The sequence below is a fragment of the Rhodococcus sp. 24CO genome (assembly GCF_050586165.1).
Taxonomy (GTDB): domain Bacteria; phylum Actinomycetota; class Actinomycetes; order Mycobacteriales; family Mycobacteriaceae; genus Rhodococcus_F.
Genome location: NZ_JAZFNF010000003.1, coordinates 414,192 through 440,226, shown reverse-complemented (window position 1 = coordinate 440,226; position 26,035 = coordinate 414,192). Strand labels below are relative to the sequence as shown.

Annotated in this window: 24 protein-coding genes; 4 read left to right on the top strand and 20 right to left on the bottom strand. The window is 61.2% G+C overall.

Annotation, left to right across the window (positions count from 1 at the left end; genetic code table 11):
• Positions 1-41 precede the first annotated feature (41 nt).
• Positions 42-989 carry a quinone oxidoreductase family protein gene (locus tag V2B23_RS09255; RefSeq protein WP_430950068.1) on the top strand — a complete coding sequence of 316 codons (948 nt, stop codon included), beginning with the start codon at positions 42-44 and terminating at the stop codon, positions 987-989.
• Between the two features lie 47 nt (positions 990-1,036).
• Positions 1,037-2,560, top strand: coding sequence for an AMP-binding protein (locus tag V2B23_RS09250; RefSeq protein WP_430950067.1), 1,524 nt, complete (start codon positions 1,037-1,039; stop codon positions 2,558-2,560).
• Between the two features lie 3 nt (positions 2,561-2,563).
• Here the strand turns inward: V2B23_RS09250 and V2B23_RS09245 are convergent, their stop codons facing one another.
• From V2B23_RS09245 to V2B23_RS09175, 15 genes are all read right to left on the bottom strand, one after another.
• Positions 2,564-3,469 (bottom strand): IclR family transcriptional regulator, encoded by a 906-nt coding sequence (locus tag V2B23_RS09245; protein ID WP_430950066.1) that lies wholly within the window; start codon positions 3,467-3,469, stop codon positions 2,564-2,566.
• 167 nt (positions 3,470-3,636) lie between these two features.
• The gene (locus tag V2B23_RS09240; protein WP_430950065.1) at positions 3,637-4,461 is read right to left on the bottom strand and encodes an alpha/beta fold hydrolase; all 825 of its coding nucleotides are present in this window, start codon (positions 4,459-4,461) and stop codon (positions 3,637-3,639) included.
• Positions 4,461-4,781 (bottom strand): DUF362 domain-containing protein, encoded by a 321-nt coding sequence (locus tag V2B23_RS09235; protein ID WP_033235070.1) that lies wholly within the window; start codon positions 4,779-4,781, stop codon positions 4,461-4,463. The genes V2B23_RS09240 and V2B23_RS09235 overlap by 1 nt, the downstream gene beginning before the upstream one ends.
• A gap of 3 nt (positions 4,782-4,784) precedes the next feature.
• Positions 4,785-5,795 (bottom strand): NAD(P)/FAD-dependent oxidoreductase, encoded by a 1,011-nt coding sequence (locus V2B23_RS09230; RefSeq protein ID WP_430950064.1) that lies wholly within the window; start codon positions 5,793-5,795, stop codon positions 4,785-4,787.
• 132 nt (positions 5,796-5,927) lie between these two features.
• A complete protein-coding gene (locus tag V2B23_RS09225) occupies positions 5,928-6,713 on the bottom strand; it encodes a class II aldolase/adducin family protein (protein ID WP_430950063.1) in 786 nt (261 codons plus the stop codon).
• 13 nt (positions 6,714-6,726) lie between these two features.
• Complete coding sequence (locus tag V2B23_RS09220; RefSeq protein ID WP_033235073.1) at positions 6,727-7,563, bottom strand: ABC transporter permease; 837 nt, start codon at positions 7,561-7,563, stop codon at positions 6,727-6,729.
• Complete coding sequence (locus V2B23_RS09215; RefSeq protein WP_430950062.1) at positions 7,560-8,342, bottom strand: ABC transporter ATP-binding protein; 783 nt, start codon at positions 8,340-8,342, stop codon at positions 7,560-7,562. Before V2B23_RS09215 ends, V2B23_RS09220 begins: the two co-directional genes overlap by 4 nt.
• A gap of 53 nt (positions 8,343-8,395) precedes the next feature.
• On the bottom strand, positions 8,396-9,379 hold the full coding sequence (locus tag V2B23_RS09210) for an ABC transporter substrate-binding protein (RefSeq protein ID WP_033235074.1): 984 nt from the start codon (positions 9,377-9,379) through the stop codon (positions 8,396-8,398).
• Positions 9,380-9,566: 187 nt separating this feature from the next.
• A complete protein-coding gene (locus V2B23_RS09205) occupies positions 9,567-10,523 on the bottom strand; it encodes an NAD(P)-dependent oxidoreductase (protein WP_430950061.1) in 957 nt (318 codons plus the stop codon).
• 102 nt (positions 10,524-10,625) lie between these two features.
• Positions 10,626-11,498, bottom strand: coding sequence for an alpha/beta fold hydrolase (locus tag V2B23_RS09200; protein WP_430950060.1), 873 nt, complete (start codon positions 11,496-11,498; stop codon positions 10,626-10,628).
• 31 nt (positions 11,499-11,529) lie between these two features.
• A complete protein-coding gene (locus V2B23_RS09195; protein ID WP_430950059.1) occupies positions 11,530-12,486 on the bottom strand; it encodes a catechol 1,2-dioxygenase in 957 nt (318 codons plus the stop codon).
• Positions 12,486-13,829: a peptidase dimerization domain-containing protein gene (locus V2B23_RS09190; RefSeq protein WP_430950058.1), complete on the bottom strand. Its 1,344-nt coding sequence runs from the start codon at positions 13,827-13,829 to the stop codon at positions 12,486-12,488. The genes V2B23_RS09195 and V2B23_RS09190 overlap by 1 nt, the downstream gene beginning before the upstream one ends.
• A 124-nt stretch (positions 13,830-13,953) precedes the next feature.
• Positions 13,954-15,243, bottom strand: a complete 1,290-nt coding sequence (locus V2B23_RS09185) for an aromatic ring-hydroxylating oxygenase subunit alpha (RefSeq protein ID WP_430950057.1) — start codon at positions 15,241-15,243, stop codon at positions 13,954-13,956.
• An 82-nt stretch (positions 15,244-15,325) separates the two neighbouring features.
• A complete protein-coding gene (locus tag V2B23_RS09180; RefSeq protein WP_430950056.1) occupies positions 15,326-15,724 on the bottom strand; it encodes an acyl dehydratase in 399 nt (132 codons plus the stop codon).
• Positions 15,721-16,206, bottom strand: coding sequence for a hypothetical protein (locus tag V2B23_RS09175; protein ID WP_430950055.1), 486 nt, complete (start codon positions 16,204-16,206; stop codon positions 15,721-15,723). The genes V2B23_RS09180 and V2B23_RS09175 overlap by 4 nt, the downstream gene beginning before the upstream one ends.
• A gap of 101 nt (positions 16,207-16,307) precedes the next feature.
• Between V2B23_RS09175 and V2B23_RS09170 the strand changes: the two genes are divergently transcribed.
• Entirely contained in the window at positions 16,308-17,159 is an 852-nt protein-coding gene (locus V2B23_RS09170) for an alpha/beta fold hydrolase (protein ID WP_430950054.1), read from the top strand.
• Between the two features lie 7 nt (positions 17,160-17,166).
• Positions 17,167-18,348 carry a multidrug effflux MFS transporter gene (locus tag V2B23_RS09165; RefSeq protein WP_430950053.1) on the top strand — a complete coding sequence of 394 codons (1,182 nt, stop codon included), beginning with the start codon at positions 17,167-17,169 and terminating at the stop codon, positions 18,346-18,348.
• A gap of 6 nt (positions 18,349-18,354) precedes the next feature.
• Here the strand turns inward: V2B23_RS09165 and V2B23_RS09160 are convergent, their stop codons facing one another.
• The 5 genes from V2B23_RS09160 to V2B23_RS09140 all read right to left on the bottom strand — a co-directional run bounded on the left by V2B23_RS09160 (position 18,355) and on the right by V2B23_RS09140 (position 26,015).
• Positions 18,355-19,098, bottom strand: coding sequence for an IclR family transcriptional regulator (locus tag V2B23_RS09160; RefSeq protein WP_430950052.1), 744 nt, complete (start codon positions 19,096-19,098; stop codon positions 18,355-18,357).
• A 68-nt stretch (positions 19,099-19,166) separates the two neighbouring features.
• On the bottom strand, positions 19,167-21,098 hold the full coding sequence (locus V2B23_RS09155; RefSeq protein ID WP_430950051.1) for an ABC transporter ATP-binding protein: 1,932 nt from the start codon (positions 21,096-21,098) through the stop codon (positions 19,167-19,169).
• Positions 21,095-22,828 (bottom strand): ABC transporter ATP-binding protein, encoded by a 1,734-nt coding sequence (locus V2B23_RS09150; protein ID WP_430950050.1) that lies wholly within the window; start codon positions 22,826-22,828, stop codon positions 21,095-21,097. Before V2B23_RS09150 ends, V2B23_RS09155 begins: the two co-directional genes overlap by 4 nt.
• 136 nt (positions 22,829-22,964) lie before the next feature.
• Positions 22,965-25,313 carry an MMPL family transporter gene (locus V2B23_RS09145; protein ID WP_430950049.1) on the bottom strand — a complete coding sequence of 783 codons (2,349 nt, stop codon included), beginning with the start codon at positions 25,311-25,313 and terminating at the stop codon, positions 22,965-22,967.
• 87 nt (positions 25,314-25,400) lie between these two features.
• On the bottom strand, positions 25,401-26,015 hold the full coding sequence (locus V2B23_RS09140) for a TetR/AcrR family transcriptional regulator (RefSeq protein WP_430950048.1): 615 nt from the start codon (positions 26,013-26,015) through the stop codon (positions 25,401-25,403).
• Between the last annotated feature and the right edge of the window lie 20 nt (positions 26,016-26,035).

Genomic DNA, 26,035 nt, shown 5'->3' with positions numbered 1-26,035 from the left:
ATATTCGTACATCCATTCACAGATCGCTACAAGGAGACACAATGCGCGCGGCCCGACTCCATCAGTTCGGCACCTCACCGGTAATCGACGACATCGACATTCCCGCAAGGGAATCCGGCCAGACCCTGGTGCGGATCGACGCTGCTGCGCTCGGCCATCTCGACATCACCGTCGCGAGCGGAAACTTCGGAGTCAAGCCGAATCTCCCGCACATCGGCGGAACCGATGGCGCTGCGACGGTGATCGAATCCGACACGTACGAGCCGGGCACTCGCCTTCTGGTCCGAGGCGGTGGCGTCGGCCTGTTCAAGAACGGCTGCTGGGCTGAGTATCTGGTAGCAGCAGACAAGGCATTCACACCGTTTGATCCCGCACTGTCGCCAGCCGTCGCCGCAACGTTCTTCCTGCCAAGCACAACCGGCTACGTGGCCGTGAATGACGTTGCAGCCGTTGCCCCAGGCGAACGTGTTGTCGTCGCCGGGGCGTCGGGTGCTGTCGGATCGATGGCAGCGCAGTTCGCTCTCCTTGCCGGAGCATCCGAGGTGATCGGTGTTGTACCGCGTGAAGATCAGGCTGCCTTACTCCCGGAGGGTGTACGCCCCGTCGTCGGTCAAGGCGACGAACTTGCCGGTGTACTGGGATCCGAGCCTACCGTCGACGCATTGATCGACACGCTGGGCGGCGACGGCTTGTCCCACCTGCTGGCAAGTGTTGTCCCCGGTGGTCGAGCAGCTCTGATCGGATACACGTTGGGCAAGAGCCTCACTCTGGACTTGCCGAACTGGTTACTCAGCGACGTCAGGATCCTGCCCGTCAACATGATTCGCAAGACTGCCCGCCAAGCTGAACTGGCACCCGAGATGATCCGGCTGCTCATCGAAGGCAAGATTTCCGTTGCAGTGCAGGAATTTCCGTTGGATGACATTGCAAGTGCACTGCAGTTGATGGGTGAGGGCAAGGTTGCCGGTCGGGCGGTCGTCGTACCCTGAGAGGGATACAATTACCCACCCTACGAGTCACCGGCAAGGAGTCGTTCATGCCCAGCGACGCACATGCCATTCCGCGCTCGCTTCCGGATTTGATCCGGGAGCGAGCCTGCGAACGCCCGGAGCACCCGGCCCTTGTCGTCGACGGGATCACGATCACCTACCGCGAACTTCTCGAACGCGCCGCGTCGATGGGCTCTGCTCTCCGCAGTGAGGGTGTCGGCCGTGGGGAACGTGTGGCGGTACTGTCCGGCAACAGGATCGAACTGGCAGACCTTGTTTTCGGGTGCGCGTGGATCGGCGCGGTGGCCGTTCCGCTCAATACCGCACTTCGAGCCGACAGTGTTGTCGGCGCACTCCGTCAAGCTGATGTACGGCACATCTTGGTTTCACCCGAATACGCAAGCGTTGTCACCGGATTCGGCGGTGCCGTGTGGGTCATGGGCGAACCACAGGTCCCCACGGCCGGTTCACATCCGGGGTGCGAGCCGGAAACAGTCGATCCGCTCGACATGGCCGCGATACTCTTCACTTCCGGCACCACGGGTGTGCCCCGGGGTGTGCGCTGCCCGCACGCGCAGTTCCTGCAGTGGGGCAAAGGTGTCGGCGCCTCACTGGGACTTACCCGGGATGACGTGCTCTACAACTGCCTGCCCCTGTTTCACACGAACGCCCTCAATGCCTTTGTTCAGTCACTCTGGGCCGGGTCTACTTTTGTCTTGGGACAACGCTTTTCGGTCCGTAGCCACTGGAGCGAGGTTCGCGAGATCGGGGCAACTGTCGACTATCTGCTGGGTGCGATGGTTGCGATGCTGATCAACGCTGACCCCGCACCACAAGACCGGCAGCACAGCGTCCGGGTTGCCCTGGCCCCCGCAACGCCGGCCCATCTGATCGAACCGTTTGCCAAGAGATTCGGCGTGGAACTCGTGGACGGATTCGGAAGTACCGAAACCAATCTCGTGATCGGCACGCTTCCCGGAAATCGACGGGCCGGGTACATGGGCACGGTGATGAGCGGCTACGACGCTGCGGTGGTCAACGACGATAGCGCCGTGCCCGACGGAGTACCCGGCGAACTGGTAGTCCGCACCACGGTCGCCGGCTCATGTTCACAGGGCTATCTTGGCGACCCGATTCCGGAGCCTGGCAGTTGGATCCACACCGGCGACAGGGTGATTCGTGATGCAGACGGCTGGTTCCGATTTGTCGATCGCATCAAAGACGTGATTCGACGGCGAGGTGAGAACATTTCCGGAGCCGAGGTGGAAACAGTTCTCGCGCTGCATCCGTCGATCAGTCAGGTTGCTGTCTTCCCGGTGCCGTCGGATCTGGCCGAGGACGACGTCATGGCAACCGTAATACTCCGCCCTGGAGCCGATTTCGACCCCATCTCGATTCTGGAGTTTTCCCAGCAACAGCTGCCGTACTTTGCCCTTCCCCGTTACATCGACATCGTGGATTCGTTGCCACTCACCGAAACCGGGAAGGTTCAGAAGGCGACACTCCGTGAGCGTGGTGTCGGCCCGCACACCTGGGACTGCGAGAAGAGCATGTTCCGCGTCCGGCGGTAGACCCTACTTGCCGCAGCCGTTGAACGAACACATGACCGGACTGCAGATCGTGCGTAGTGCCAGTGGGTCGCTGGGCGAATGTGTGCACTTCATGGCATGAAGTTTGCGGGTGATCCCAACGCCTGCAGTGCGCAGTGCCCCGGTGATGCGGCTGACGTTGAGCCGAGCCGTCGGCGCTGTCACGGACAACGCACCGGCCAGGGTCCGCGGGCCACTGAACACCGGTACTGCGACGCTCATGTACCCGAGCCGTGTCTCCTCGACCTCCACCGCGAGCTGTTCCTTACGCATCCGCTCGAGTTGCTGACGAAGCACGCCGACGGACATCGTCGTTCGACTGGTCAAGGCGGTGAAACCCTGCTCGACCACCTCGTCGAAGACCGATTGTGGCGAGAAGGCAAGGATGATCTTGCCGGTGGCGGTGCAGTACAGCGGGAGCCGACCGGCCACCCGCGACTGCTGATTGAGCCCACGGTGACCGATGATCTTCTCGATGTACAGGACGTCGATGCCGTCCCGAACCGCAAAGTGAACCGTCTCCTGCGTCGCCAGCAGAAGGTCCTCCATGTACGGCAGCGCCGCGTCCCGCAGAATCCGCTGACGCGGGACCAACTGGCCAAGCTCGAACAATCGCAGGCCAAGCCGGTACTTGGTGCCCGCGCGCTCGAGCAATCCCCATTCGACCAGCTCACCGGCCAACCTGTGAACCGTGGCTTTCGCGACCCCACTGCGCCGAGTGAGTTCCGTCAGAGACAAGTCGCTGTGGTCGGTGTCGAAAGCGTCCAAGATCATTCGAGCCTTGCCCAGGACCGAGGACAGCTCACCTGCCGGCTGCGTCGGCGCAACAGCGCTCGACGACGCGATGGGCAGTACTGATCCGAACCCGAGGGATTGTTGTGGAGCGGCCATAGTGTCCTCCTGAACGATCTGTGACAGCCTGCCGAGTCCCGAGTGTCAGAGAGACCGAAACAGTCGGGGTGCTCGTTGGGTGCAGGTGCTTTCGGAACCGACACTATGGTGATCATGCGATGAGACGCACGCCACACGGTCCGCTCAGTGAACCCGTCCCGCAGAGTTTACACGGGGCGTCTACCTGCGTAATTCTCCAGAAACATGCGGACAGCGGTTGCGATCTGCGGGGCATGCTCCTCGATGAGCGCCACGGTCCCGGATTCGACGATCTCCGTTTCCACCACAACCGCACCCGTCAGCTTTTCGCGCAGCGGTGCCACATTCGGCATGGAGAAGGGATCCTTCTGCGCGCCGATCAGCAAAACCGGAGAAGTCACCAAACCGATTCTTGCCTCCATGATGTAGCGAGCACAGGCTCTGTGCCCCTCCGCGGGATCCACCCGGTAGGCGAGCGCGTCCCGGATGAATCTGTCGAGCAGTGCGGTGCCGGGTTCCGGGTAGTAGGGGCGACGCATCCCCCACAGCCCGGCGAGATGGCTGCCGTCCGCAGCCCGGTCGACACAGTCGATCCCACCAGGACCCGAGTGCCCCTCACGGTAGCTGCGGTCAGCCCACGGACACGACGAGAGCACAGCAGCGTTCACCCGCTTGGGGCGCGATGCCGCCATCTCGAGCGCCACCGCCGCTCCGGTGTGGTGGCCGAGAACCGTGATTCGATCGACGCCCAGCACATCGAGCAATTCCCAGGCGCCACGTGCATAAGTCTCGATGGTCTGCGGCCCAGGCACCGGAGCACTGTTTCCGTACCCCGGCATGTCCATCGCGACTACCCGGAAGTCGTCGGCCAGAAGTGGGATCAGCTCGCGGAACTCGTCCCACGAACGGGGTGCCTGATGAAGCAGGAGAATCGTCTCACCCGAACCTTGCTGCGCGTAATGCAATTGACCGAAGGACGAATCCACGTATCCGAGTCGCGTGCCGCTCACCATCAGAACGCCGCGACCATCGGTGTGTCGACGCCGACAATATCGATCTTCGCCGAACCACCCGGATTTCCGACGGGTTCACCGCGGGTGGGCAGGATGTCGAGGAAGAAGCGCTTGTTGTCTTCCTTGAAGTCCGGGTCCGCCTTGCGGTCGACGGTGATCGCCTCTACCGGACACGCCAATTCACAAGCGCCACAGTCGATGCATTCGTTCGGATTGATGTAGAGCTTGCGGTCGCCTTCGTAGATACAATCCACGGGGCATTCTTCCATGCACGATCGGTCCGTGTAGTCGATGCATGCTTCACCGATGACAAATGCCATGGCCTAACCCTCCTGTTCGGTGGAGTGTCCGGGAAAGATCTCCGCTTCCGGATCCAGCACGGCCGCAGCGTTGTTCACAGCTGTCGCGGCTTCGCCGAAGCCGACGGCAATCAATCGGACCTTTCCGGGATAATCCGTGATGTCTCCGGCGGCATACACGCGCGGGACATTGGTTTCCATCCGCGTGTTGACGGCGATATGGCGATTGTCGATCCCCATCCCCCAGCCCATCATCGGCCCAAGGTCAGCGGTGAATCCCAGTGCTGCGATGACAGATTGAGCCGGCAACGTCGACGTGCTCTTGTCCAGCTTGTGGGTGATGTCGACCTCGCCGATCCACCCGTTTCCACGAACCGCCGAGACATCCGCGTTCACAAGAACCTGGACACTGCTGTCCTGAACTTTGGCAACCGTGGATTTGTGGGCGCGGAATCGATCTCGTCGGTGAACCAGAGTGACGGACTTGGCAATCGGTTCGAGGTGGACAGCCCAGTCGAATGCACTGTCGCCGCCGCCGACGATGACAACGTCTTTCCCCGTGTGCGCAGACAGATCAGGGACGAAGTAGCTCAATCCCCGATTCATGAACTCCGAACCCTTTGCCAACGGCCGCGGGGTGAAAGTTCCGATGCCGCCGGTGATGACCACCGCGCCGGCGACCACCACCTGGCCCGTGCTGGTGGTGATCCGTACCCGGCCGTCGTCGTCATGCGACAACTCACGAGCCTGCATGCCCAGCAAGTACACCGGATCGAACGGGGCCGCCTGCGCCATCAAACCCTCGATAAGATTGCGCCCCTTGACCGAAGGGAATCCTGCAATGTCGAGGATCGCCTTCTCCGGGTACATCGCGCTGACCTGTCCCCCCGGTTCGGCAAGGGCATCGATCACGGCAACCGAGAGGCCGCGGAAGCCTGCGTAGTACGCGCCGTAGAGCCCGGCGGGGCCGGCACCAATGATCAGAATATCGACGCCGATCTCGTTGTCGGCCGCCGTGGAAGACGTTGTGTTCACACCCGATACGGTATTGCGCCGATAGGCGCTCGCAAATGAAACCGGTCCGCTCAACAGACCTCGGCAACGGTTGCGGGACAACACGAAAATAGCCCGCCGACCTTTCGGTCGGCGGGCTATTACTCACGAAATTCAGTGCGCGAACACCTCTGGTTCGTCTGCGGCGATCTTCTGGATGATGGTCGAGTAGGCAAACCATCCCACCTTCTCGGTGCCGACAGCCTCGTAGGTCTGCGCTGCGATCTTCTCGTGCAGGACAACCGGATCACCGGCGGCTCGCGCCGCCAACTCTGCCTGCATCGAACGCTCCATCGACACGTACCACCACACTGCACTCTCGACCGAGGTTCCGACGGTCAAATGGCCGTGATTGGTCAGGATCACCGCTTTGTTCGACCCGAGGGCCGTGGCAATGCGAATCCCCTCCTCTTCGTCCAGCGCTACCCCGTGATACTCCTCGTATATCGAGTGGTCCTCGTGAAAGGCACACGCGTCCTGAGTGATAGGGGTGAGGTGGCAGTGCAGCGACGAGAACGCCTTGCCGTTCAGGCCGTGTGCGTGAACAGCTCCGATCACATCGGGACGAGCCTCGTGAACCTTGCTGTGGATGACAAACGCTGCCCGGTTCAGCGGTCCGTCGCCGGAAATCACCGTGCCGTCCGATGCCACGTGCAGTAGTTCTTCGGGCTGAACCTGGGAAAAGTGCCGCCCGAACGGCGCCGTCCAGAATGTGTGCGGATCTTCGGGGTCTCGGGCTGTGATGTGTCCCGAGATTCCTTCGTCCAACCCGAATTTCGACAGGATCCGATATCCGCCGATGACGGCAGTCTTACGTCGACGTCGTTCACTCTCCACATCGGCGGCCTCGGGTGGGCCGGGAATCCCGGCCTGCTCGGCAATGCTCAGCGGGTTACTCATGCTGCGCTCCTGACTATTTGACGCCGTAACGGGCGAGGTACCGCGAGGACAGAATTCGGAGAATCCGGTCGAAAATGAAGCCCATGATGCCGAGGACGATGATGCCGACAAACGTCCAGTCGATCCGGCCGTAGTTCCGGGCCTGCCAGATCATCGAGCCGATACCCTGATCGGCGGCGACGATCTCCGCTGACACGATCGTAAGGAAGCTGTTGCCCATGGCCAGGCGAGCGCCGGTGACGATACCCGGGATCGATGACGGCAAGACCACCGTTTTCATGATCTGCAGCTTTCCCGCACCGAGATTGGCTGCCGCCTGCAGTTTGTTCTCGCTGATCGCAACAGTCGCGGCGATCGTGCTGACCGTGACGATGAAGACAGAGGTGTAGAAGATCAGAACAACCTTCGACGTCTCACCGATGCCGAACCAGACCACGGCAAGAGTGACAAACGCGATCGGCGGAATGAACCGGAAGAACTCGATGTACGGATCGAGGAGCTGTCGCACGATCGCGATGCGGCCCATCAGAATCCCCACGGGAGCGCCGATCACGACACCGAGGAACCAGCCGATGAGAATTCGCTGACCCGATGCGGTGATCGAGGACCACAGAACGCCGCTCTCCCACAGTTCCTGTGCCGCAGACCAGACCTCGGCCGGTGACGCAATGGTGGTCGGACCGTACCACCACGCGAGGAACGACCAGATGCCCAGACCGATTGCCGCTGAAGCGGCATACATCAGCGTCGCCTTGACAATCTTGGATCGCCGCGCCGACGAACGCTTTTGCGTCTGTGTCACCTTCACTGTTCTCACACCGGCTGAACCACCGGTCACTACAGCCGTCACAGCTCGTCCTCCTCAATGCCTTGGTTCCGCAGCGACGCAACCACTTCTGCCCGGATGTCGTCGCGTAGCTTCTCGTAGAGCTCGATCACTTCGGGATCGTTACGGTCTCTCGGACGAGCCGCATTGACCTCGTAGACGCTCTTGATCCGAGCTCGCGGGCCGGCAGACATCACAACCACGCGGTCGGCCAATGTCAGCGCCTCGTCGATATCGTGCGTCACGAACACCACGGTGCATCGAGTGTGCCGCCAGATGCGGTCGAGTTCGGTTTGCAGAACCTGACGAGTTTGAGCGTCCAACGCACCGAACGGCTCGTCCATGAGAACCAATGACGGCTGGTTGGCAAGAACTCGCGCGATCTGAACACGTTGCCGCATACCGCCGGACAGCTGCGAGGGGAACTTTGCGCCCGCGTGGGGCAATCCGACCATCGCAAGGTACTCGGCCGCGATGCCGGCCTGCTCGCTTCGGTTCGCTCCGCGCATCCGTGGTCCGTACGCCACATTCTGGCTCACGGTCATCCACTCGAACAGCGCTTCCGAACTCTGAAACACCATACCTGCGTGGCGGTTACTGCCGTCGACAACGTCTCCGTCGCACACGATCTCGCCTGCACTGGGTTCGACGAATCCGGCCATGGACGACAGCAACGTCGACTTACCGCAGCCGCTCGGCCCGAGCAGACACACAAATTCACCGGGCTGCACGTGCATGTCGATTCCGGCGACGATCTCCGCCGCGCCGAAACTGATCCCGAGGTCGACCACGTCGATGGCCACACCCGTGTTCCTTTTACCGGGGCCGTTCGTGCTCGTACTACTTGTTGCGATACTCACTGTGCACCATCCTTGTACCAATCCAGAAGCATTGCCGATTCGAGATCCGGCTGGTCGCTGAGAACACCGATCGACTTGTAGAAATCGACGATCGACTGTGCCGACTCGATATCCGCAGCTTCGAGATTCACCACGGAGAAGTCGATCTCGTCCACCGCGGCAATAGTTTGATCCTCGCTGACGTTCACAGCCGTCTTGGTCGCGGACGCTGCCGCTGCCGGATCCGACTCGACCTTGCGCGTTGCCTCGTCGAGCACCTTCGCAACGGTCCGTGCTGTCTCTTCGTTGGCCGACAACCAGGGAGCCGTCGTGATCGCCCAGTGATGGTAGAACCAGCCGTAGTCTCCGGTGACTGCCACCACGTGGCCGGTGCCCTGGTCCAGGGCTGTTGCCGGCCACGGCTCCCACAGAACAAATCCGTCGATGTCACCGCGGCTGAGCAACGCCGGCATGTCGGTCGGGGTCGCCGAGATCATTTCGACGGAGCCGGGAGCAATCGAATTGGCCGCGAGGTACTTGTCCGTCGAAATCTGGCTGAGACCCGGGACGATGCCCATCTTCTTGATCGCAGCCGGTGAGTCGACGCCGTTTCGGAGCACGACCTTGATGTAGTCGCCCGAAGCCTCGTACGAATACATCGCGCGCAATGACGGATTCTGACGCAGCTGGGCGATGGTTGTCGTATCGGAGCTACCAGCGATCTGGACCTGCCCGGTCGAGAGTGCGTCCACGGCCTCGCCGCCACGACCGAACTGGACAAGTTCGACGTCCAGACCTGCGGCATCGAACATACCTTCCTGATCCGCCACGAAGAACGGGGCATAGGAAGCATCGATTCCGACTGCGATACGCAGCGGTCCACTTCCGGCGGAATCAGCTGTGCTTTGCGTCGCCGGGCGGCTGCATGCGCCGGTTGCAACGGTCAGCAGCAGCGCAGCCGAAACAAGAGCAGTCCTTCCAAACTTTGACAGCGAGGCCATCTACTCACACCTTTGTTTGTGATCTGTGCCGCAGTTGCGGGTCGTGGAGAGCAAACCTAGCCGTGCATACCTATGACCGAGAACCAACCGGGTCCACCGTGCGGACCGGGGACAGGAACTTACCTGGGCGAAACACCGCACCTGGAGGAACGTGCGGACCGAAATACTGCGGTAACACGACCTTCGGTCACAACGTCCACCGAATTGTCTGCGAGCGCAGCGCGCACGCGACATTCTCTGCCGTCATCGAGTAGATCGACGCACGCGCTCCGGCGCTGCCCCCCGCGACATGAGGACTGAGAAGCGTCGAATCGAATCCGCGAAGCGGACTCGAAATCGGCAGTGGTTCAACGTCGAACACGTCGAGGGCGGCGCCGCCGATATGCTTCGAACGCAAAGCTCGCGCCAATGCCGCGTCGTCGACAACAGCGCCGCGCGCCACATTGACGACGATCGACCCACTGGGCAGCAGCGCAATGCGATCGGAATTAATCAGTCCCCGAGTAGATTCCGTGAGCGGGACGGCCAGCACCAGGACGTCGGCGAGAGGCAGCAACTCCTCGAGCGATACAAAGGTCGCATTCACATGCTCGCGCGGCCTCGAACGTGCGGTGACGTAGACATCACAGCCGAAGGCGCCGAACAACTCTGCGCACCGACGGCCGATCGAACCGATACCTACGACGCCAACCCGGCGCTGGGCAAGGTCGCGACAATCTCGCTTCAGGATGGATTCCTGGGGCCAGCACCCCTCGGTAACGGCATTGTGCGCCCAGAACATGGAGCGGCACAACGCACCTGCCGCCAGCACCGCCCACTCCGCTACCGAATCCGCGTTTGCACCGGGGGTATTCGCAACGGGCACACCGGCGGCGTGCCACGCATGCACATCGATGAAATTGGTTCCGGCACCGGGCTGTTGGACGAGTAGTAGGTGCTGTCCGCGTTCAGCTTCCTGCTTGCCGAGTGGCAGATCACCACTCCAGTCACCCACCACGACATCACACGCCGGCAGCAGCGCATGGAGTGCTGCTGTAGTGCGCTCGGGCAAGCGAACTACCTCAGCTTCACTTCCCACGGCGTCCTTGATCGCGGTACCGAGGCCGTTGTCGGCGTCTGCGGTCAGTAGAAGTACTTTCTTCACGAGAACTCCTCAGGGTGAGACGATGATTTTACCTTCCGAGAACGCCAGAGCCGGCCTCTCGATCGAGAGGCCGGCTCTGTTATGCAGCAGTCTATTTGGTTCTCAGATTGCTGCCTTCGCGCTTGCTGACGCCTTTGCCAGGAATTCGAGACTCAGCGGGTTGTACTTCGCTGCCTGCTCGTGCTGCGGCCAGTGACCGCACTCCGAGTAGAGCTCGAGCTGAGCGCCCGGGATATCCTCGGCCATCTTCTTCGCTTCCGGAACATCACCGAACGGATTCTCCTGACCCCAGACCACGAGGGTGGGTGCCTTGATGAGGGCCATCCGATCCGGGCGCAGCAGGTTCCGCTGGCGAACCTCCATCTCCTGCAAGGAAAGGAGGTTGTGGATGTTGGCCACGAAGTCGGGCTGGTGGTAGATCCGATGACGCGCCTGAACCAACTCCTCCGTGGCATTGGCCGGATCGTGCATGAGCAACTGCATGCGGGCGCGGGTCAATTCGATGTCGTCGCTCTGGACGGCCTTGGCAGTCGAGGTCTTGATGCGCTCCATCACCGTCGGATTCGCGACGGTGCCGCCGGCCGCAAGCAACTGCAGCGACAGCACACGCTCGGGCTGCTCACTCGCCAGGTACGCGGCGACCCACCCGCCGAGGCTCTCGCCCACCAGGTGGACACGGTCCAGTCCAACGGCGTCGAGGTAGTTCACCAAATGCTCTACGTAGCGCGGAATCTCGTACGGGTAGTTCGGCTTACCGGTGTAACCGTGACCGAGCATGTCGATCGCGTGAACCCGGTAGGACTCGGCGTGCGGTGCGATATTGCGTGCAAATGCCTCGAGGTGTCCGCTGGTGCCGTGCAGGAAGATCACGGCCTCGTCGCCGTTTCCGGCCTGTAGCGAGCGGGTGGGGACACCGCCGGCGTCGACGGTGGTCAACTCGAAATCGAGCCCGGCAAGTTCGTTCCAGATTGTCATCAGAGAAACTTCCTTTACTGAAGTTGGCAGATTATTTTGTTGCGCTGGCTGTTCCAGCTGGCTCGAGAACCGTGACACCCATACCGGTGAGCCACTCGGGAATCGCTTCGTAAGCAAGACGTTCGCCCGGAACGTAGTCGAGCATCGCGGCCATCATCAGCCAGGTCCGAAGCTCCTGCGCACCGTTGCCCGCCTCGTCCTCGATCTGCTCCGTCGTGAACTCGGCAAGCTCACTCGCCTTGCCACTGGAAAACAGATCAAGAATCCGGTCGTCGAACTCCGGAGTGATCGCGGCATCGGCCGCACGGATGATCTGGCGTCGACGGACGTCGTAGTCGGACCAGTTCTCCCGGCCGTCCAGCCAGGCTTGAACCATGAAATCCTCGTCCTCACCGTGCGGATCACGCCAGTCCGGCCACGGCAGCCGATGAGACAAACCACCGGACGCAATCACCACGACACGGGTATCCGCCGGGTACGACGCAACGGCGTCCCGAAGAGCCTTCGCCACTTCCTCGCATCGCTTGAAAGTCGGCAGCGGCGGCGCGAATACATTGACCACCAGGGGAACAATCGGAACGTCGCTTCCGTCGAGAAGATACTGAATCGCGTGCGACTGACCGTGATCGATCTGCAATCGCGCCGAGTAGGCAAGATCGAACCGGCCACCCTCGATCAGTTCGTTTGCAAGGTGCCTGGCGAACTCCACGTCGACCGGTTGCGGCCCCTTGGGTGTGCCTGACTCGCCACTGGAAATGCACTCTCCGACGCCGAGAGTGAAAGCGGGAATCAGGTCTAGCCAGAAGCCGCGAAAGTGGTTGGAGCCGAGAATCAAGACAACATCAGGCTTCGATGCCGCGATCTTCTCCCGGCTTAGATACAGCGCGTCCCGGAAGCGTTCGGCCTCCGCCTTGTGCGTCGTCTCTTCCCAATGGGTGTTCATCAAGGTGCTGTGGGAGGCACCGATACCCAGAACTATCTTCGCCATCAGTCGATTCCTACTTCCTCGAGCGAGCGGGTGACGGTGTCGAGGGCCACTCGGATCAGATACTTCGTAAATCTCTCCGCCGCAGCCAGATCCACAGTGTTCATCCCCATCGCGAAGTCCACCTCGAACGGTGCGTCGACCACCTTGGGCATACCCACCCGAATCGTCGGGATGCCGCGGCTGCGCAGAATGTTTGCGTCGGTGGCTCCACTGGCGTCGAAGAAGTCCTGATGCGGCTCTCCTTCGGCAGCTTCCCACGCTTCGACTGCGACGCGCCGCAACCACATTCGAGGGTCGGAACCCTCACCGGGGATCGCCAGAACCTGTTCGACGTCGATCTTCAGATCCAGCAATTGTGCGATCTCCGCCACCACTGCTGTGAGCTCACGTTTGGCCGCGGTGGGCGTGGTCCGTGGACTGAGCCGCAGATCAACTGTCAGGCGCACCTGCTCGGGGGTGAACGACGCTGTTCTCTCCCACCCGCCGCGAATGTTGGCCACAATTCCCTGCGGCGCAACCAGACCGTCCTGATGCGCCTCCGAGTACATCGGGAACCATTCCTCCAACTTCGCGACAACCTCACCGGCGGCGGCAATTGCGTTGCGGTACGGCAGCCGGTGGCGAGAACCGACGTAGGTGTGCAGACCGTGCACCGTGATCTCGAACCAAGCCAGCCCCACTTCTTCCCATGAGACCGTCCAGCCCGGCTTGGCAATCAGCGCACAGTCCGCCCACACTCCCTGTTCCAGGAGGAACGAGCAGCCGACGCCCTGGCCGGTATTACGCCTGGGGTTTCCCACACCGGGGCGGGCGTTGGTCGGCATACCACCGGCACCGAATCCGAGCACCAGGTCGCCGCGAAGTGGAATACCCGCTGCCGCAATCGCTTCGGCCGCTGCGATGATGCACGCGGCATGACCTTTCGGATTCGACGCACCCAATCCGATGACGTAGTCCTCGTCGAACTGAGCATGCGGCATCAGGTCAGCTCGCAACTCGTTTCCCACCCACGGTAGATCTTCTGCCGGATCACCTGTCGTGACCGTGTCGATCGGCGCGTACAGCAACAGATCCGCTCCGGACCCGTCACCGCGCAATCGTCCCCACGAGTTCGCCTGCCGGTCATCGAGATCCATCGTGTGAGCCTCGATGCCCGACGCCGTCAGGACCTCCGTGATGTGGCGGGCCAACGGTGCTTCGTCGCCGGTGGGGCTGGGGATGTCCACAACCCCAGTGGTGAGATCCCGCAATCTCGCGCGATCGACGTGCGCGCAGGCTCGCTCGACCCATTCCCGGCGCTCGCCGTCAAGGCCTGCGAGAGCGTCGGCCCTCGCAGTGGTCACGGATTGACCTGATGTACCTGGGTATTGCTGCGTTCGCCCGCCAACTGCCACAGTTTGGGAACTGCCACAGCAACAGCGGCACCGATAGCGACTGCCGTCAGAATCTTGAACATCTGTCTCTCTCCTATTCGCTGGTGCCGGTGGGGATCTGGGCATCGGTGACCGGGGCCGGGCGCGGGCTGGCCGTCCGACGCTCACGAGTGGGCCGAACCGGCGCCTTGGGGGTGTGCTTGGCCGCGTCGGCGATCTTCTCCGCGTACTCTTCCTCTGCCAGATTTCGCCACGTTGTCAGCGATACGTCGGGTCGGTACAGCTTCTCCGGCGGCGCGTCGGTGACCTCGACCATCCACGCATCCTGTCCCGAGAACTGACCGTGGAACAGCCAGCGAATCGCGCCGAGGTACTTGGCGTAGAAACCCAGTTTTGCTGCACCGGAGACGAAGTTGACCATGAGGCCGACATACTTGTGGTTGTCCTCGTCCACCGGTACGTAAAACTCGTAGTGAATAAACTTCGGGTACGCGATGCGCAGGACACCGGGCATCGACAGCGAAGCAAAACCGGGGAAGTTCTGTGCCGCGATCACAGGATTGACATCCAAACCCGCGCCGACGTTTCCGATCTGCGAAATCTGGGTCTCGTCGGGCTTCTTCTTCCACCACCGCTTGTTGGTCCAGGTTCCCACGCCCGGGAAGTCGGCCTCCCAGTACACCTCTTCCTGCACCCGGTAAATCCAGCGACCCTCCGGAATGATGCTCGTGATGTTCCACGTAGGCATCGGCTTGAACAGACGCCACAATGCTGTGCGGTGCAGGTATTTCGCATGTCCCTCGTCGAAACCGTTCTCACATGCGAAGCGCCAGTTACCTTCTCGGGGCTGAATGCGGCCACCGACGATACCCTTGTTCTCCACGAGTTCACGCGGCAACTGATCGTCGATGGAAGGTGCCGGCTCGTTGGCGATCGGGATGTATACCCACACCAGACCGAGTCGCTCCTCGACTGCATAGGTCTGCACGTTCAGCTTGCCGCAGATCTTGGAATCCGGACCGTCGGTGATGACCGCAGCCAGCTTGCCGTCGGTGAGACGGTACGTCCAGCCGTGGTACGGGCAACTGACGGTGCCCGGAAACTGCTGATCACCCTCGGACAGCGGAACGCCGCGGTGCGGGCACCGATCATGCAGGGCGTACGCCTTACCGGCGTCGCGGATGATCGCCAGCTTCTCACCACAGATGGTGTAGCTCTTGGGGTTTTTGGTGATGTGGTTCGACCACGTGACCGGGTACCAGTAACCGCGGTATCCGCTGCCGGCTGCGTTGTAACCCGGCCATGCCGTCCAATCCTGCCGACCGGCCGCTCGCGGCCGCTCGGGCAGCGCGAACGTGGCTTCCGACGCCTCGACACCAGTCATGTGAAGTCCTCTCGACACTGAACGTTGTGAATGAAACAGATCTTGGGCGACATCGCGTCCTACGCCAACGGATTCGGTTCGCTCAGCAGACCCGGACCACCACAGCGGTTCCGACGGCACACAGAACGCCCTCATCGGAGTGTTCTCGTAGCGTCAAAGTTGTTTTCTCACCGTCTATCTCAGAGACCTCGCCCGAGACTTCCAGCGTGGTTCCGGCAGGAGCAGGCGCACGGTTCTGCCACGAGACGGAGACAACACCTTCGTACCCACCGGCAAATTTTGCGGCAGCACGGTAGAAGAGCGTGCCCTGCAACTGCGCCATGACAACCGGCGCAGACAACCCTTCAGTCCGAGCGTAGGTGGCGTCGTAGTGAATACGGTGCGAATTGTGCGTCGACGCCCCGAATCGAAGGACTCGGACCGGATCGCATACCAAGACCACCGACTCGATCGGCGTGCCTACGACAACGGTTTCAGTCATCGGACGATGAACTTCTCGACGACCTCGGCAAATGCGCCGGACTGCGCACCCCGATAGGTCTTGGTGACCGACAGCAGAAGAAACTCGTCAGGAGCCCGACCTTTGGTCGCCACGGTATCGAGTACTCGCGCTACGGTGACCGGCTCGCCGAGCGGGGTTGGTTGCAGGAACGTCACACTCTGCCCGCCTGCCATCAAGCGAACGTCGATGCCGTCGGTGCCCGGCACTTCGTCACGAAACATGCCGTCTGATCGGTACTCTCGATCGGATCCGCCCTGCGGACCACGCAAAAGCGAAGGCAGATACATCGGGTGAACGGCAAATGCCGGGTGCTCCTGGTCCAGAAACCGGGAGTCGGTCTCGGCGGCGGCAACCGCAAAGGCAATCGACTCCGCCGGGCGCACCGTTCCCAGTTCTCGCGTTTCCCGCGTTCCGATCATCGCCACTGCGCGATCACGCGCGTGCTCGAGTTCTGTTCTCATGCCAGCACGCTAGGCATTCGGACGTATCGCAGCCACGAACCGGGTTCGCCTGCCGGACCGCAATACTTCCCATACCTGTTGCCTCGAGGTCAGGTATAGCCATGGCTGATCAACCGAAGAGCTTGTACGCCAAAGCTGATGGCGTCACATTCCATTACTACGACCTCGGTGAGGGCGACCCCACGATTTTCCTGCACGGAGGTGGACCCGGCTGCACCGCGTGGTCCGACTTCGGGCCGGTGGCCCCACTCTTCGCCTCGGATCGACGAGCGATTCTCGTTGATCTCCTGCAATACGGTCGGTCCGACAAGTGCACCATCACCGGCCCCATGTGGGACTTCCATGCCGCGAAGATGGTTGCCCTGCTCGACGAGCTCGGCATCGAACGCGCAGACTTCGTCTGCAACTCGTGGGGCGGCACCATAGCGCTCAATCTTGCGGCGAAGTACCCGGAACGCGTTCGCTCCCTGGTGATCACGGGAAGCATGCCCGTCTTCTACGGTCCGCTCGCGCCGCTCCCCGAGGATGGCCGTCGCGGCCGCAACGCCCGTGACGTCTACTACGGCGGCACCGGCCCCACTCTCGAAAAACTCCGCACCTTGATCACCAGCCTCGAATGGTTCGACGGATCGAAGCTGCCCGCCGAAACCCTCCGGATGCGATACGAGCAAAGCCTCGACCCCGAGGAAATGGCCTTGGCTGCCTCGGCGGACTCACCCCGTGGAGATTGGCAGGATCTCACAGCTGAACTCGGCCAGATCCAGGCACCGACGCTCTTCGCCTGGGGAATGCACGATGCGTTCCTCACCCCGGACTACCCGCTCATGCTGGCGCGGATGATCCCGCATGGCCACCTCTACATCATGGACCAGGCGTCGCATCATCTTCAGGAAGAGCGGCCATACGACTACTACAGTGTTGTTTCGGGTTTCCTTGACCAACAGCACAACTGAACGAACAGTGATCGCCCCGACGGGCGGTGCGCGGATCCGATTGGTACTGCTTCTCGGAATCCTCACCGCCCTCGGGCCGTTCACTGTCGACATGTATCTTCCTGCGCTGCCGCAGATCACGCAGGAATTCGGCACGTCGGAGACGATGGTTCAGCTGACCCTGACCGGAACGCTCCTGGGTCTTGCGTTCGGCCAGTTGCTCATCGGTCCACTGTCCGACATATACGGGCGTCGACGCCCCTTGCTCGTGGGCACCGTGATTCACGTCGCCGCATCGTTGGCATGCTTCTTTGCTCCGTCAATCGAAGTCCTCACGACGCTGCGAACCCTTCAAGGTTTTGGTGCCGCGGCCACCGGTGTAATTGCAATGGCGATCGTTCGTGATCTCTTCACCGGACACGATGCGGCGGTGGTACTTTCGCGACTGATGTTGGTCATGGGCGTTGCGCCGATCCTGGCCCCCTCCATCGGCGGGGCACTGATGTCCGTAACACAATGGCGCGGAGTCTTTCTCGCTCTCTTCCTCCTGGGCATCGCCATGATTGCACTCGCCGCAGCTTCGCTACCGGAGACACTTCCAATCGAGAATCGCTCAGGCAGGGGCATCAGTGCCATAGCGCGCAGCTACATTGCGCTCGGTCGAGATGCCCACTTCATGGTGTTGGTACTCGTGTGCGGTCTCGGCCGTGGTGTGCTGTGGTCGTACATCGCGGCGTCATCCTACGTAATGCAGGACCAGTTCGGACTGAGCGCCACAGCGTACGGATTTGCCTTCGCCGGCGGGGCAGTCGTCTTGATCGGCTCGTCCCAACTCAACGTCCTGCTGCTCGGACGGTGGTCGCCTAATTCCATCACGATCTGGGCAATGTGGGGCAGTAGCGTCGTCGGCGCTGCATTTGTCGTGGTTGCTGCCACCGACTCGTGGGGCTTCGTCGGGTTTGCCGTCCCCATCCTGCTGATGCTCTGCGCAACGGGTTTTGTCATGCCTAACGCACCGGCGGTTGCACTGTCGCGTCACGGAGAAGCCGCGGGCTCAGCTGCCGCGCTGATCGGATTTGCGCAGTTCGGCGCTGCCGCAGGGGTTGCGCCCATCGTTGGCCTGCTGGGTAATACCAGTCTTGCAGTGGCCATCTCCATGACCGGGGCTTCGGTTCTCGGAGTGATAGCGCTGCTGTGCGTGCGTCGATAGGAACGCCTACGCGGAGCGTTCGAGAATCGATACTTTCCGGCTGATTCCGGCGGACGCCGCGCGCAATGGCTCGACAAAACGCTCTATGTCCATTCGATACCTCGGACTCGAGACGCCGATCGCAGCAACGGCTTCACCGTGTCCACCGAAGATCGGTGCGGCGATACTCGACGTCCCCAGACGAACCTCTTCGCTCTCCACCGCCACCTGCTCCGCGCGAACGGCATCGAGTTGCCTACGTAACCCGGCCTCCGAACTCACCGTCCGGTCGGTGAACTCGACAAATCCGTTGGTTACGACCGCACGAAACAGCGAATCCGGCGAGAACGCGAGTATCGCCTTGCCGGTGGCCGTCGCATACATCGGCAGCCGGCCGGCCACCCGCGACGGCAGGTCCACACCGTGATGACCGGAGATCTTGTCGATGTAGAGAACGTCGAGACCGTCACGAATCACGAGGTGAACCGTCTCCCTGGTTGCCGCATGCAGATCCTGTACATACGTAAGCGACGCCTCACGCAGAATCCGCTGACGAGGAACCAACTGTCCCAGTTCGAAAAGCCGTAACCCCAACCCGTACTTGGTCCCGACTCGTTCCAACAGGCCCAGTGACACCAGTTCACCGGCTATTCGATGCACCGTCGCCTTCGCAACGCCGCTTCGGTTCGCAAGCTCGGTCAGCGAAAGCGCGCCCGAATCCGCGTCGAAGGTATCGAGTATCAGGCGCGCCTTCCCCAGCAACGAATGCATCGCCGAGCGCCTCCAAAACAGATTGTGGTCCACCCAGCGGACCAAGTCTGCTTCAGTGTACTGAGGCCTTAGATCTCCGCGCCCACGAACTGACTGTTGTAGAGCCGGTAGTACGCACCCCGCGCGAGCAACAACTCCTCGTGACTTCCCTGCTCCACGATGCGGCCGGCTTCCATCACCACAATCAAGTTTGCGTCACGAATCGTCGACAGCCGGTGAGCGATGACAAAGCTTGTACGGTCGCTGCGCAGAACCGCGGTGGCACTCTGAACCAGCAGCTCAGTGCGCGTGTCAACAGAACTGGTGGCCTCGTCGAGAATCAGAATGGACGGCTGCGCGATGAACGCTCGGGCGATGGTGATGAGCTGCTTTTCACCGGCACTGATGTTGTTGCCCTCTTCGTCGATGACGGTGTCGTATCCCTCGGGCAGAGAATGCACGAACTTGTCGACGTAGCTCATCTTGGCGGCCCGCTGAATCTCCTCTTCGGTGGCGCCCGGCTTGCCGTACGCGATGTTCTCCCGGATCGTGCCACCGAACAGCCAGGCATCCTGCAGAACCATGCCGATGCGCGACCGGAGGTCGTCACGCGTCATCTTCGCGATGTCGATACCGTCGAGCGTGATGCGGCCCGAATTGAGTTCGTAGAACCGCAGAATCAGGTTGACGAGCGTGGTCTTGCCAGCACCGGTGGGGCCGACGATTGCAACCATCTGACCGGGCTCGGCCACCAACGACAGATCCTCGATGAGGGGCTGTTCCGGCTTGTAACTGAACGTGACGTCCTCGAATGCCACCCGGCCCTTGGACACGGCCGGGGACTGAGCGTCGGCAGGATCGACAGACTGCTCTTCCTGGTCGAGGAGCGCAAATACCCGCTCAGCGGAGGCAACACCGGACTGCAGCAGATTGGTCATCGACGCGATCTGTGTGAGCGGTTGCGTGAACTGGCGTGAGTACTGGATAAACGCCTGCACATCGCCGAGCGTCATGGTGCCAGAGGCCACCCGCATACCGCCGACAACAGCGATGGCAACGTAATTCAGATTGCCGAGGAACATGACAGCAGGCATCACCAAACCGGAGATAAACTGGGCTTTGAAGCTCGACTGGTAGAGCTTCTCGTTCTGCGTGCGGAAACGCTCCTCGACCTCGTTCTGCCGGCCGAACACCTTGACCAACTCGTGTCCGGTGAATGCTTCTTCGACCTGCGCGTTGATGCCGCCGGTGCTCTTCCACTGTGCAACAAAGTGTTTCTGCGAGCGCTTGGCGATGACAGCTGTGACGATGATCGACAGCGGAACCGTCGCGATCGCGATCAAAGCCAGAATCGGCGAGATGACCAGCATCATCACGAGGATCGCGATCACCGTCATCACCGACGTCACCAGCTGACTCAGAGTCTGCTGCAGGCTCTGCGCAACATTGTCGATGTCATTGGTCACGCGCGAGAGAACGTCGCCGCGCGCATGAGTGTCGAAGTACCGCAGTGGAAGTCGATGAATCTTCTGCTCGACGTCCTCGCGTAGGCGTCGAACCGTGCGCTGCACGACAATATTGAGCAGGTACGCCTGCAACCAACTGAACAGCGACGCGCAGACGAAGAGCAGCAGCACGATCATCAGCACTCGGCCGACCTCGGCAAAATCGATTCCGGTACCGGGGATCACGTTCATGCCGGACACCATGTCCGCGAACTGATTCTGACCCTGCTCGCGCAGGCCTGCCACCGCTTGGTCCTTGGTGATTCCGGCGGGAAGCTGTTTGCCGACGATGCCGTCGAAGATGAGGTTGGTGGCATTACCCAGGATCTTCGGGGCAATCGACGACAGCACCACGCTGACCGTGACCAGAGCAAAAATCAGGATGACAGCGGGCTTGTCGGGGCTGAGCCGCGAAAGAAGACGTTTGAGCGAAGGGCCGAAATTCATGGCCTTCTTGGTTGGATCACCACCACCGGGAGGTCCGATCGGAGGTGAGGAACTCGGTCGATTGCTCATGATGCGTCCTGTACGGCTAGCTGTGAGGCGACAATTTCGCCGTAAGTGGGACAACTGACTTGCAGTTCGTCATGGGTACCGACACCGACGATGGCACCGTCGTCGAGCACGATGATCTGATCAGCTTCGACGATGGTGGAAATACGTTGCGCCACAACGATGATGCAGGCATCCCGGGTAACAGGCTGCAGCGCCGCCCTCAGTCTCGCGTCCGTCGTGAGGTCCAGGGCCGAGAACGAATCGTCGAACAAATAGATTTGCGGTTTGCGCACCAGTGCCCGCGCAATGGCCAGACGCTGACGCTGACCACCGGAAACCGTCGTACCACCTTGGGACACCGGAGTGTCCAGACCTTCCGGCATCGCGCGGACGAAGTCTGCGGCCTGAGCGACCTCGAGGCATTCCCACAGCCACTCGTCTGTGGCATCGGGGTTTCCGTAGCGAAGGTTGGTCGCGACGGTTCCCGAGAACAGGTACGGCTTCTGCGGTACCAGTCCGATGACGGAACACAGCAGGTCGGTGTCGATGTCGCGAACGTCGACGCCACCGACGGATACCGACCCGGATGTGGCGTCGATGAGTCGCGGAATCAGATTGAGCAGCGTTGTCTTACCGGATCCGGTGCCGCCGATGATTGCAGTGGTCTTGCCTGGTTCGGCGCGGAAAGTGATGTCGCGCAACACCGGTTCCTCGGCACCGGGGAACTGGAACTGAGCGCCGCGAAGTTCGACGACGCCCGGGTTCTTCAGTTCTCGAATCGGGTTCTCGGGAGGAATGACCGACGACGCGGTATCGAGAACCTCGGAAATGCGTTCTGCGCAGACCGACGCGCGCGGCAGCATGACGGCCATGAAGGTAGCCATCATGACGGCCATCAGGATCTGCATGATGTAGCTGAGCATCGCGGTGAGCGAGCCGATCTCCATGGCTCCACTGTCGATCTGATGCCCGCCGAACCAGATGACCGCGACGCTGGTGATGTTGCTGATCAACATCACCAGCGGGAACATCACCGCCATCAGCTTTCCGACACCGAGCGCCGTTTCGGTCAGTTCGTCGTTGGCCACGCCAAAGCGCTTAACCTCGGAAGGCTCGCGAACAAACGCGCGGACCACCCGGATACCGGTGATCTGTTCGCGCAGAACGCGGTTGACCGCGTCGAGACGCCCCTGCATGAGCCGGAAACCAGGGACCATCCGCGCGATCAGGAAACCCATCGATATCGCCAGCAACGGAACGCTGATACCCAGAATCCAGGACAGATTCAGATCCTGACGTAGCGCCATGATGATGCCGCCGACGCACATGATCGGAGCCATCACGAGGATGGTGCAACTCATCACGACCATCATCTGCACTTGCTGGACGTCGTTGGTATTTCTGGTGATCAGGGACGGCGCACCGAAATAGCCGACCTCGCGGGCCGAGAAAGTGCCGACCTGATGCAATACCGACGCCCGTAGATCACGTCCGATGCCCATGGCAACACGAGCACCGAAGTACACCGCTCCCACTGAGCACAGGATCTGCGTCAACGTCACAAGGAGCATCACCCCACCCGTTGACAGGATGTAGCCCGTATCCCCCTTTGTCACACCGTTGTCGATGATATCGGCGTTGAGACTGGGAAGGTAAAGGGCAGCCATAGTCGAAATAAACTGTAGGACGACAACGCCCGTGAGTTCGCCACGATAGGGCTCTAGGTAAGTGCGCAGCAGCCTGATCAGCATAGTGAGCGAAGGTTACCAATCTCTGCCGACAAGTGCCGCAAGGTTTTTTCGGCAACCGCGAACTCCGACAAAAAACACACGTGCCGCAACCGACTTCGAGTCGATTGCGGCACGTGTGTGGGACCCTGCTGCGCAGTTAGGCAGATGTTGCAGCCAATTCCGCTTCCTTGTCAGCGCGGAGTTGCTGGCTGAGCTTCTCGCCCTCGATATCGACGTTGGGCAGAATCTTGTCGAGCCACTTGGGCAGCCACCACGCCTTGTCGCCGAGCAGTGCCATAACCGACGGGATGATCACCATACGAACGATGAAGGCGTCGAAGAAGACTGCGGCAGCAAGTGCAAAGCCGATCGACTTGATGAACGAGTTCGGCTCCGCGATGAAGGCACCGAACACGGAGATCATGATGATCGCGGCCGCGCTGACAACGCGGGCACCGTGACTGAAGCCGATAGTGACAGCCTGCTTGGCGTTAGCTCCGTGGACGTACTCCTCACGCATGCGCGTCACGAGGAACACCTGGTAATCCATCGCGAGTCCGAACACCACACCGATCAGGAAGATCGGCATGAAACTCACCAGCGGTTGCGGATTCGAGATAATTCCCAACCAGCCGTGCTGGAAGATCGCAACCGTGGCACCGAATGTCGCGAGCACGCTGAGCAGGAAGCCCAACGTCGCGGTCAGCGGAACCAGAATCGAGCGGAACACCAAGAGCAACAAGATGAATGCCAGGCCGACCACTACCGCGAGGTAGGGAACCAACGCGTCCTGCAAGGTGTCCGAGATATCGCCCTCGAGTGCAGTCTGACCCGTGATTCCGTAGCTCACACCGATCGAATCAGCCAGTCCTGCTTCGGCACTGCGGAGACTGCTCACCAAATCCATGGTTGCCGGATCGGTGGGACCGGTTGTCGGTGTGATCAACATCTGCGCGGTATCGCCGGCCTGGTTGACGTTGACGATCTGCGCATTCTGGACGCCGTTCAGCCCCGAGATCGTGGAGACAACTCTCTCAAATGCCTCACCGGCCGGAACGTCTGCATCCTGTGCGTCGATGACACCGAGCAGCGGACCGTTCTTACCGCCACCGAAGCCCTCGTCGATCAGGTCGTACGCCTGACGCGAACTTGTTGCCGGATCACCCGTTGCCTCCGACGGCAATGACAGGCTCAATCCCGTTGCCGGCAAAGCCAAAGCACCCAGAAGGACAACGCCGCCGATCAGCGGAACGAGCGGGCGTCGCACGATGGCGCTGATGTAGCGCAGAGCCAGCGTGGGCTTGCCCGAATCCTCGGACTCCTGAGCCTTCTGACCGAGGAACGGAATCTTGCCGGCAAAAGCCTTCCTGCCGAAGATACCCAGGATCGCGGGCAACAACGTCAAGGCGATAAGCACTGCGATCAGCACTGTAAATGCCGCTGCCGCACCCATATCCGAGAGGAACGGGATACCGACGACACGCAACGCCACGAGGGCGATGATGACCGTCAAACCAGCGAATACGACTGCGGAACCGGCAGTTCCGACTGCGCGTCCGGCAGCTTCCGATCGGTCCTCGGTCAAGGTCAGCTCATGCCGGAACCTGGACATGATGAAGAGCGAGTAGTCGATCGCCACCGCCAGACCGATCATGATCGCCAATGTCGGCGTCATCGATCCGAGATCCATGAAGCCCGTCGCGACGGTGATACCGAGGCTTCCGATTGCGATGCCGATGATCGCGGTGATCAGCGGAAGACCAGCGGCCACAAGTGAACCGAACGTGATGGCCAGAACGACGGCAGCAACGGCAATACCGATCAACTCGGTAAGTCCACCAGGCATCTCCGCTTCCTGTGCCGCAGTACCACTGACCTGGACGTTGAGTCCTTCAGCCCGTGCCACATCGGCAGCAGCATTGATCGAATCACGCATAGCCTCATCAGCATCCGTGACAGCGCCGGCAAAGGGAACCTCGATGTATCCAACAGTGCCGTCCGCGCTGAGCGGCGACAACGCCGCGGCGTCGGAACTTGCCTTTGCCTCGGACGTACCAGCAGCAGCGGCCTTCTCCTGGAACATCGCCGTCATCGAATCATTGGCGGCAACCGGGTTGACCAACGCCTTCGCGGCCTGTTCCGGAGTCGCCGTCGCCGGATCGACCTTGGCAGCGTCCTCGACCGTGTCGATTTCGCGGATCTGCGCCAGCATGTCGTCCATGGCCTTGACGTTTGCCGGATCGGCCAGCGTCGTACCTGCAGGCGCCTGGACGACGAATCGGGCACTCAACGAATCCATAGCGTTGGGAGCGTCCGGGAAGCGCTCCGCCATCAGGTCTTGAGCTTGCTGCGCGGGAGTACCCGGAATGTTGAAGGAGTCCTTGGTGGGACCGGAAAGGGTCGCGGCCCCGACGCCCATCAGAACCAGGATTATCAACCAAACGCTGAGGACCGCGCCTTTTCGCCGGTAGGCGAACTTGCCGATCCGATAAAGATAGGTGGCCACGACGGGCTCCTTGCTGTTTCGGTGCGTGTACGTGGACAGGTATTACGTGTGCGTTCTAGAGACGCGGTGCCTCAGAAACGCGGTGTCTCAAAGACGCGGTGGCGGCGCTGGCAACCCCGCACGAATTTGCCGAAAAGCGTCGTGGACCAACTCTTCCGGTCCTGAAGCATCAGACTTTCCGCCGGACCAGATGTCGATCACCGATTTAGCGGCTCCGGCCACCGCTCCGAGGAGGAGTGCCGGGTACAGATCCCGCTCGACGTCCGTGCCGGTACGTTCCGCCAATGCCTGAGTGACTGCACGGTTGATCCGCTGGTGCATGTCTGCGGCGTCCCGATAGAGCGCAGGACTCGCGTCCGACAGCATCCAGATACTTGCTGTCTTACTCGCAGTCGGACCGGAGCCGCTCACGATTTCGACCACAAGATCCTCGAGGACGTCGAGAATCGGTTCATCCGCGGGCCGGGCCGCAAGCGCCTCGATCCAGAGAGTTACCGATTCCTCGAAGCTGGCGAGTACCGCCTCCTCCTTACTGGAGAAGTAGTTGTGGAATGTCCTCGTCGACACTCCCGCCTCGGAGGCAATCGCGTCGGCGGTGACGCATTCGATTCCGAGAGCCCGAGCGAGCCGTGCTGCCGCACTGCTGAGTGCAGCGCGGGTTGCCGCTTTCTTGCGGTCTCGGAGACCTGGCTCGGTTATCACTCCAACTACGTTACGGAACT

Bases quoted from the DNA above. Each gene is read 5' to 3' on its own strand.
- V2B23_RS09150 (WP_430950050.1), bottom strand. From the start codon at position 22,828: ATGCTGATCAGGCTGCTGCGCACTTACCTAGAGCCCTATCGTGGCGAA.
- V2B23_RS09240 (WP_430950065.1), bottom strand. From the start codon at position 4,461: ATGGTGAGCGGCACGCGACTCGGATACGTGGATTCGTCCTTCGGTCAA.
- V2B23_RS09175 (WP_430950055.1), bottom strand. From the start codon at position 16,206: ATGAGAACAGAACTCGAGCACGCGCGTGATCGCGCAGTGGCGATGATC.
- V2B23_RS09195 (WP_430950059.1), bottom strand. From the start codon at position 12,486: ATGGCGAAGATAGTTCTGGGTATCGGTGCCTCCCACAGCACCTTGATG.
- V2B23_RS09210 (WP_033235074.1), bottom strand. From the start codon at position 9,379: ATGGCCTCGCTGTCAAAGTTTGGAAGGACTGCTCTTGTTTCGGCTGCG.
- V2B23_RS09160 (WP_430950052.1), bottom strand. From the start codon at position 19,098: ATGCATTCGTTGCTGGGGAAGGCGCGCCTGATACTCGATACCTTCGAC.
- V2B23_RS09235 (WP_033235070.1), bottom strand. From the start codon at position 4,781: ATGGCATTTGTCATCGGTGAAGCATGCATCGACTACACGGACCGATCG.
- V2B23_RS09200 (WP_430950060.1), bottom strand. From the start codon at position 11,498: ATGACAATCTGGAACGAACTTGCCGGGCTCGATTTCGAGTTGACCACC.
- V2B23_RS09245 (WP_430950066.1), bottom strand. From the start codon at position 3,469: ATGGCCGCTCCACAACAATCCCTCGGGTTCGGATCAGTACTGCCCATC.
- V2B23_RS09170 (WP_430950054.1), top strand. From the start codon at position 16,308: ATGGCTGATCAACCGAAGAGCTTGTACGCCAAAGCTGATGGCGTCACA.
- V2B23_RS09250 (WP_430950067.1), top strand. From the start codon at position 1,037: ATGCCCAGCGACGCACATGCCATTCCGCGCTCGCTTCCGGATTTGATC.
- V2B23_RS09155 (WP_430950051.1), bottom strand. From the start codon at position 21,098: ATGAGCAATCGACCGAGTTCCTCACCTCCGATCGGACCTCCCGGTGGT.
- V2B23_RS09225 (WP_430950063.1), bottom strand. From the start codon at position 6,713: ATGAGTAACCCGCTGAGCATTGCCGAGCAGGCCGGGATTCCCGGCCCA.
- V2B23_RS09180 (WP_430950056.1), bottom strand. From the start codon at position 15,724: ATGACTGAAACCGTTGTCGTAGGCACGCCGATCGAGTCGGTGGTCTTG.
- V2B23_RS09185 (WP_430950057.1), bottom strand. From the start codon at position 15,243: ATGACTGGTGTCGAGGCGTCGGAAGCCACGTTCGCGCTGCCCGAGCGG.
- V2B23_RS09255 (WP_430950068.1), top strand. From the start codon at position 42: ATGCGCGCGGCCCGACTCCATCAGTTCGGCACCTCACCGGTAATCGAC.